This is a genomic window from Rhizobacter sp., assembly GCA_021153565.1.
Taxonomy (GTDB): Bacteria; Pseudomonadota; Gammaproteobacteria; order Burkholderiales; family Burkholderiaceae_C; genus Albitalea.
Window position 1 is genome coordinate 1 of the sequence record JAJKJU010000012.1, and the last position, 7,786, is coordinate 7,786.

Sequence of the window (7,786 nt, forward strand, 5' to 3'; positions counted from 1 at the left end):
GAGATCGTGGTACAGCGCCGCCTGCGTCAATATGTTGAGCACATGGGCCTTGGCCAGCTTGTAGTCGGCCTCGGGCAGCACGCTGGCGAGCCAGGCGAACACCACTTCAACGCTGCAGTCGGGGCCCTTCTGGGGCGTCATGCGCTGGCCCGTCGAATGCCACTGCACTTTGGGATTCAAAGCGCTCAGCCAAACGAACAGTGGCTCGCCAGCCGCCGGGTCGTGCCAGATCGGACTAACACCCCCCCTCATGTGAACAGGGACTTCGATGACACCACCAGCCAGCGAGACCAGCGCCGCGCGGGCATCCTTGAGTGACACCGTCTTCGCGATTGCCGGGATGCGGGAATGGCTGCCGCTGCGTGCGACTCGGTGCCATCCGTTCGGATTGAAGAGGCTGACCCGCACCCGATCCCCAGGGAGCCTCGTGGCGGAGATGGCCATCGAATGGGCGTCCCCGCGGATTGCGTGCGTGGCATTCAGGTACAGATGCTCCCCGTCCTTCAGCCTGTCAAGCATCTCTCCGAGGTCACCCTCCGCCTCGTCGCCGAATCCCTCGCCGCTCAACGCATTGCACCTGTAGTCGTGGGACGCGGCGCCGGAGTGGTCGACTCGAGTCAGCTCGAGCTCGATGGAGGGTCGTTCCAGCGCATTGCAGGCTCGGCGTACGGCCGTAGGATCGGTGCAGTTCCCTTCTAGCAGGTGATGCAACACACCCTGCGTGACCCTCGACAGGGTCGCTTGGTCTTGAGTATCCAGGCCGATACCCTCGCCGCCTGCTATCGCGGCGACTCTTTTCAGCATGCTTGGATAGATCATCGGCACGTATTCCAGCAGCGTCGCCTCGACATACAGAGGATCCCCGTCGGCGCTTTGCGAAGCCACAGCCACTTGGAACGGGCCCGGATCGAGTTGGGCTCGGGGAATGCGATCAGCCTTCTGGCATCGATGTGCCAGCGGACCCTCGACTTCAGTAGCCAGGAAGTTCAGCGTCCCTGGCGGACTCGGCGCCAATCGACCGAAAGATGTCTGGCCGTTCGGCCACCGCAGCACCGCCGCGCGCGGCGGCATGGGACTGCTCGCCCCGGAGCTTTCGGGCAAGCTTTCCCGCGCGGACAAGTGCTCTGACAAGTGCGTAGGAGAAGAAGCACGGGGCGACCGCTGCGAGGTGGCGCTGCCGCCGGGGGACGGCGGAGCCGAGGATTGGAACCGATGAGGGTTCGATACGCCTTCTGAAGATATGCGGTCCATGGTGTCAAGGTCGAACATGCGACGAGGTCCCGACGCTAATCGGGTTGCGTCCCTCTGTCTGTACGCAGACGACGGAGCGTTCGCTTTGGCGAAATTTCGCAGCGCCACATGTCGAGTAGCAAAGAGCAGGCGCTTCCAAAAACCGCTCTGAGTGCACAGTAGACGGTTCGTTCAGTCTGCCTTGATCTTTGCGGCCTTGGCCACTGGGTGCTATTCAACTGATGTGTATGCCTTCAGGTTGCGGACACCGATCCGTTCAGGCTGACCCTTCGATACCTCAGGACAGGGTACGCCTACGGCGTATCGGAGCCCCATCTCGACGCTCCACAAGCCCTTCGATCGCGAAGCGACCCAGTCCTGAGGTATCGAAGGATCAGGGCGAACGGGTGTTGATGACTTCACATCAGTTTGAATCGCGGCCTTGACCACTTGCGCCCAGCGTGCCAGCTCCGACTTGCTGTAGTCGGCCAGTTGCTGCGGGCTTATTTCATTACATGACGATCAAAAAAATTGCCAGCGGTGTAGCCGCAGCCTTCACTTCCATCGGATCACGGTCCCGTTCGGGATCGTCCAAACGTGCACCTCCCCATCCTGGCTCGCGGTTTGCACATGAAGCACTCGCGGGGCTCTCGGCGCGGAAACCTGCCGCCCGAGTGCATCCATCCCCACACCGAAACCCATGCACTACCGCCCGATGTTCGGCTCCTTCAGTGGTGCGCTGCACAAGGGCTCGAGCCCCTTCATGAGTCGAGCCGCGATCGCAGGCGGTGTGCATGAAGTGCTGAACCTTCACAAGCGCGTCGCCGCGGTAAAGGCATGCCGCACGGCGAAGAAGCAGCACATGGTTCACAACGCCCACGCACCAAAGATGGAGATCGATGCGCAGACCTATCAGGTGCGGGCCGATGGGGTGCTATTGACTTGCGAGCCAGCCACGAGCTTGCCGATGGCGCAGAGGCATTTCCTGTTCTGACACGGAGCAGGCGGCAACGCAGCGCCTACAGAGAGAGCCAGGACCTCTTTGGGGATTTCTTCTCCGCCAAGTACTCACCTGCCCGCCGGATCTCCTGAAGGCGAAAGCCTTCGATGGACGTGCTGTACGCGATGGACTTGTTCTCGATGGCGCGGTCGGCACTATAGGCCTCGACACGCTGCAGAAGGGTCTCTGTCGAGTCGCCCGTCTTGTCCTTCGTGATGATGGCGTTTGCGTCCTTCTCCTTTTCAGCGGCGCTTTTGGAGTACATGTGCTTCTTGAACTCAGGCGGCACGTGGTTGCGTTGCCCTTGCCCGTCATGGATGCCGGCTGCATACACCTCGTGCGTCTTGAACGACTTCAGGGCTGCGTTAAAAGCGAACATCACGCTATCCCGGGGCCAGTACTGAATGATGTTAAAGACTAAGGACACCTGCGGCGCTGGCCTTATTGCTCCAGTCACCGCCTTGATCTGCAAATGCGCATTCTCTTGCATAGCCGACTCGTAGATGATGATCGAAGGGGGCTTGCCCGGCCTGAACCGGACATCGAGTGCGACGTGATGGTCGGGAAGTTTCAGGTACGGCGGGAACACGATTCGCATGTCCGCCGCCAGTCGGTCGCGCTCCACCTCGCCCTGCTTGTCGCGGATGGCCTGGTGGCATTTCTCGGGCGTGCTGAAGACGTTCAGGTTGAGACCCGGATGACGATGGTTCTCCATCGCAGCAAGCAGTGGCAGGTGCTGCTTGTCCATGTCAACGGTGCTCTCGTTAGGCTGACTGCCGGTCGACGCTTGCTCGATGACATGTTTGGCGTACTGATATAGATCCTTATCGAGCTTACGCAGCTTCTTCAGGTCGATGGCCTCGAACTTCTCGCGCAGGCGGGCCGGAACGATCGGCAGAGCATCCGGTATATCGGTGCCTGGCCTGCTCGAACTGGCGCCTGTCGTCTGGCACCGGCTAGTCGAGGTCGCCGCCGGGAGCGGCCTTGTTCGCAAAGGCACGGGCGGGGTGGCCGGCGTTTGGCCCTCACGCTCTGACACGAGAGCCTCGAAAGCGCGCAGGCGTTCGAGCCGCACCTGCCCTGCACGCAGATCGATGGGCGCACTGCTGCGGTCGATCTTCGGCTGCCCGGCAGACGCGGCAGGTAAATGTTCCGTCGCTGCGTTCTGGCGCGTCCGTCTGGGCTGGAGCGGCGGCGCCTCATGTGGGTTTGCCGGCCTGATATCAGGGGACGCAGGAGGCGTGGTGTGCTGGACTCCTCCGGGAAGGGCCGAGCCGTGGGGTACGCGAATGTCCATGTCAATACTCCATATCAACTACTGCGAGCAGCGTAAGCAACCGCATCTGTCGCCCACCGATACATGCGAAGCAAGTGACGGAATTCCGAAGTTTGCTCGCGAGTCCACATGCCCGTCATTGATCCGGAAGGGCGATTCATTGCAGCGGCCGCAATGTGTGACCCGAGTGCGTCCATCCCCACACCGAAACCCTTGCACTACCGCCCGATGTTCGGCTCCTTCGGTGGTGCGCTGCACAAGGGCTCGATCACCTTCATGAGTCAAGCCGCGATCGCAGGCGGTGTGCATGAAGTGCTGAACCTTCACAAGCGCGTCGCCGCGGAAAAGGCATGCCGCACGGCGAAGAAGCAGCACATGGTGGCTGAGGCTCATGCGCATGCGCATGCCTTGGCGAGAAGACGTGCGAACGCTCGCCACTTGGCTGGGCCGCGGCGTGCTGTCGCTGGCCGGCCCGACGCTCGCCACGCGGCAGGAGATGTATGCCTTCATCGTCGCCGAATTGCAGCGTCGCGAACACGACGATGAGCAACGCATTCGCCCCGTGCGTGTCGCGCTTGAGAACCAGCGCAACGACCTGCTCGCGTTCGCCGACGTGCTCGACGACAAGTTGAGCGCCATCGACAGCCTCGTGTGCGAGGTACTCGTGCTGCATCGCTTGCCGAGCACGTCGCAGGCGTACTGGCAAGGTTGGGGTCGGCTGCGAGCGTCGTTGGGGAGCAAGTTCCAACACCGTTCCATGCCAACTCCCGCCTCCGTGAGCGGGCGGATCGCACTCGCCTTTGAGACCCAAAAACGACTGTTTTTGAACAACGCCGTTTCAGGCTGAATTGGCGGACGCTGGCTTCAGCGTGTCAAAAAAAAGAAGAGCGGGAGAGCTTCTGAGAGCCGTACAAACTGATTCGTCGGATGATTTCAACGGAAGCGAAGAACGAATGAAGGCCCCTTCACGAGACAGATGCTCAAGCAAGGAAGGCCCAGCAAGACCAACAGCACGTCCATGTTTCGCCTCGATTTCGAGGGCTCTCCTGTACCAGATATTTGGTCATTTCTTCATGCAATTGCCCTGACCTATCAACCGCGTAACAAGCCAAGCAGATTATCGGATTCCAATATCGTGGCGGCCTCGTACGATACGAACTTTGCGTGCGGGCAATGCGCCGCGATCCACGATCGAATCTGTGCCTCACTGGCCTTTGGCGCTGATATGGCTACAACGTTTTCCAGCGGAACGATCGGCCCGACGGTGAGTCCCTCCTGGGAGTTATAGTACGACCGACATATGTTGCGGTCCTTGTTATATGCCCGCTGCTTCTCTTCACTGATTCCAAATGTGACCGGAGTTTCGTCAAACCAGCGTCGCAAAGTGTAGCCTGTCGAGCTCAAACCCGCTCGGCTTGTATATATATCTGTCAGCCCGCTCATGCCTTCAGTGGCCGAGGTTTGCCCATCGTGGGAGATTTCGCTGACGTACTCTCCTGTCACGACCTTATCGCCGCTTTGTATTGCCAGAGATGCGGACCAGATAGCCTGGTTCTTGGCAAAATTCGCCATTGCGGCCGAGCCTGTGCCGTGGACAAACAGGTCCTCTTTTTCAGTAAATCCTTCATTGACGAGCTGCCGGGCCTCTTCGACTACCTCCATATCCACCAAAGTCTCTGGAAACGGAAACTTCACCCAGCTTCTTGAACCATTGTAGATGGTAGTTACCTTATCGCGTGTTAATCGCAGCATGGGTGGCAGGTGATCCCGAAAAAATTCGCGTATATGCTTTATAAGCATCGACTGCGAATTATTATTTGACTGCGGGAAAAAATGTGTAATGAACGAGTCAAAATCACGTGTATTTCGAATCCATTGAGGGCATTGATTATCATTGCTCTGCAAGAAGAGATTGTAAAGCGTGTCGATCAGTGCCCGATGTTTACTATATGAAGGGGTATCGCCGGTCGCGGCTTCGTCGCAGAAGGATTTCAGCTCATCCTGGATGCGCTCCTCCAGAGCCGCGACAGGCACGCCGCACTCACCGGCGATCGTCTCGAGTGACTTGGGTTGTGCGATCGGCCGCACGTCCGGCACACGCTCTAGAGGTCTGGCAAGAGCTTCGGCCCGGGTTGTATTGCGGGTCTTTTCCGAAAGACTGATCCGAGTAGCTGGTACAGATGGACTTGGCGAAATGGTTCGGCGCTTCAGACCCAGCGGCGCGGGCGTCACTGCAGTGGTGGACCCAACCGGTCGCTGGGTCGGTCTTTGCAGCTGTGGACTGTCTTGTTCCCGGTGAATGGGGGTACGGGATGCTCTTGGAAATCGAGGAAACATTTAGGGCACTCTTGCTGTGGGTTGGGGGGTGGGCTCGCCAAGGCCGATGGATTGACTTTGGCCGAGCCAGCCGAAGTGCGAATCGTGGCGTCGATCGGTTTCGCGCGACGAGCGAAGACGAAGCGCTGTGTACTCAAGCGAAGCGAAGGGTGGCGCCCCCCCGATCGTCCGGGCGAATCCGCGACCAGCCCATGACCAGGAGCGATGGCCACCCCGTTTGCCCCCCAGGACCTCCCCAGAACCCGCCTAGTGCATGCCTGGTGCAGTGTTCCACGCTATGCGGAACTTAATAAGACCGATGGAATTGGCCGCGTGGATGGGGTGGCGCGCCAAAAGGCACCTGATCTAGGCTCAAAGCGCAGCCATAGCCCGGGCTTGTGCAACCGGCGTGATGATCTGGTTGAGAAAGCGCGCGAGCGTCGCTGCGTCCTGCCGATTGCGCGATTGCCGTGTGAACGCTGCAAGGGTTTCGTCTCGATATACAACGCTTCGCCTCGAAGGCGATACCGCTGCTCATTGCGATTCAACATCTGCCACTGGTGCGGCCTGAGACTTGGCCGGAGTGGACCTTCAGGAGCGATACCAATGTCAGGCAGTGGAATCAGGCGAAACCCCATGAGCGGTTCATCTTCGGCGCGGGATGCCGCGAGTGGGTCGGGCGAGGCCGCGGCACCTCCAGAAACCAACTCGGTGAGGCGGTCGAGCCCGACCATCACGCCTCAGGGGATTCCGCAGCGGCAGGCCGGACGCAGCTCGTCCACGCAGGCCGGGAGCGCACGGCCACGTCGCACCACCTTGCCGCAGAGAGATTCGGCGGCAGTTTCACCGAGAGAGCGCATCGCCAAATTCAAGGATCTTTTAAATCGTGTGCAGCGGACAGTGAACATGCTTGAGCACTGCGCGGATTCCGCGCAGAGGCGTCGTCTTCTCGTTCCGGCCTACGAAGTCGTGAAAGAGATGCTTTCAATCAACGAAAACTTGTCACCCACTGTGCGCCCGCCGCCCCCCCTGCGGACTGCTCTTAACTTCGTCAGCGAATTGGTGTCGACGCTGGTGCCTGACGTGCTGATGAACGCGTCAGAGGACCCTACGCAGCAGCCGATCGCCCCCGGCGATCCACATGCCGCGCAGGAGCGGCTGCGCCTGACGCAGCGCTTGAAGCAACTGGCGGAGCAGTCCCGCGAGATTCAGGAGTACAAGCAATTCGTGCAGGCATTGTCGAAGCTGCCGGAGATGCGTGATAGCGCGAATGCCGCCGGCTCCATTCGCGAAGAAGCGGACCGCTGCATATCGATGGCCATGACGATGGCCGCTTTAACTGCCGCCAAGGCCCTTTCGTTGCATTACACGCGCCTCAAGACTTATGAACCCCCCGCCGCGCTGCAAGGAGCTCTTGATGAGCTTGTGCAACTTTTGAACGAGGCCGAGGCACTGAACACTCCACTTCAGGAGACCGGCCCCGACGCCGCGCAAGAAGGATACAGGCAAGCTCAAGAACACCTTCAGGTCCTCGTCAAGATCGGCAGGGCCTCCGATCGATTCGCACAGGCTGCTGCCGAAGATTGGTCTGCCGAAGGAGGCGAATCCGAGCGTTGGCAGTACCAGCTTGAGCTCGCGGATGCGCTGCCCAGCTACACGTCGGCGGTCCTCGAGCAGCTTGAGAAGAAAACCCGAGATGACGGTGCGATGGTCGCTTCCGCGGTGGAGCCTCATGGAACGGACGGAACAAGCACGTCTAGCGCGTCGGCACCAGGCACAACGGATGCTGCATCGGACCGTTCGGCCGGAACCCGACGCTCGCGCCGGTCCCGCCCGAATCGGCGTCGTTCTGCCGAGAAGCCAGACGCACTGTCGGCAGTCGCGACAACTGACCCGCGTGAACTCGCGCTGACGAAGGCCCATGGCCTGCTGCGCTCGCATCCGCTCACCCGGGAGATGGTGCA

Annotated in this window: 5 protein-coding genes and 1 pseudogene; 3 read left to right on the forward strand and 3 right to left on the reverse strand. The window is 60.2% G+C overall.

The window, feature by feature from the left end; all coding sequences use genetic code 11:
- A partial coding sequence (locus tag AC30NL_RS01045; protein ID WP_489462158.1) for a hypothetical protein occupies positions 1-1,071 on the reverse strand: 1,071 nt, incomplete at its 3' end.
- Between the two features lie 829 nt (positions 1,072-1,900).
- Between AC30NL_RS01045 and ureC the strand changes: the two are divergent.
- Positions 1,901-2,224 (forward strand): annotated as a pseudogene (gene ureC / locus AC30NL_RS01050) (urease subunit alpha); the annotation flags it as partial.
- A 25-nt stretch (positions 2,225-2,249) separates the two neighbouring features.
- Here the strand turns inward: ureC and AC30NL_RS01055 are convergent.
- The gene (locus tag AC30NL_RS01055; protein ID WP_489462159.1) at positions 2,250-3,527 is read right to left on the reverse strand and encodes a YopJ family acetyltransferase; all 1,278 of its coding nucleotides are present in this window, start codon (positions 3,525-3,527) and stop codon (positions 2,250-2,252) included.
- Between the two features lie 376 nt (positions 3,528-3,903).
- On the opposite strand from AC30NL_RS01055, the gene AC30NL_RS01060 reads away from it, so the two are divergent.
- Positions 3,904-4,353: a hypothetical protein gene (locus AC30NL_RS01060; protein WP_489462160.1), complete on the forward strand. Its 450-nt coding sequence runs from the start codon at positions 3,904-3,906 to the stop codon at positions 4,351-4,353.
- A 245-nt stretch (positions 4,354-4,598) separates the two neighbouring features.
- On the opposite strand, the gene AC30NL_RS01065 is transcribed toward AC30NL_RS01060, so the two are convergent.
- Positions 4,599-5,738, reverse strand: a complete 1,140-nt coding sequence (locus tag AC30NL_RS01065; RefSeq protein ID WP_489462161.1) for a hypothetical protein — start codon at positions 5,736-5,738, stop codon at positions 4,599-4,601.
- A gap of 720 nt (positions 5,739-6,458) precedes the next feature.
- Here AC30NL_RS01065 and AC30NL_RS01070 point away from each other — a divergent pair.
- On the forward strand, positions 6,459-7,786 hold a 1,328-nt coding region (locus AC30NL_RS01070), incomplete at its 3' end, for a hypothetical protein (protein ID WP_489462162.1).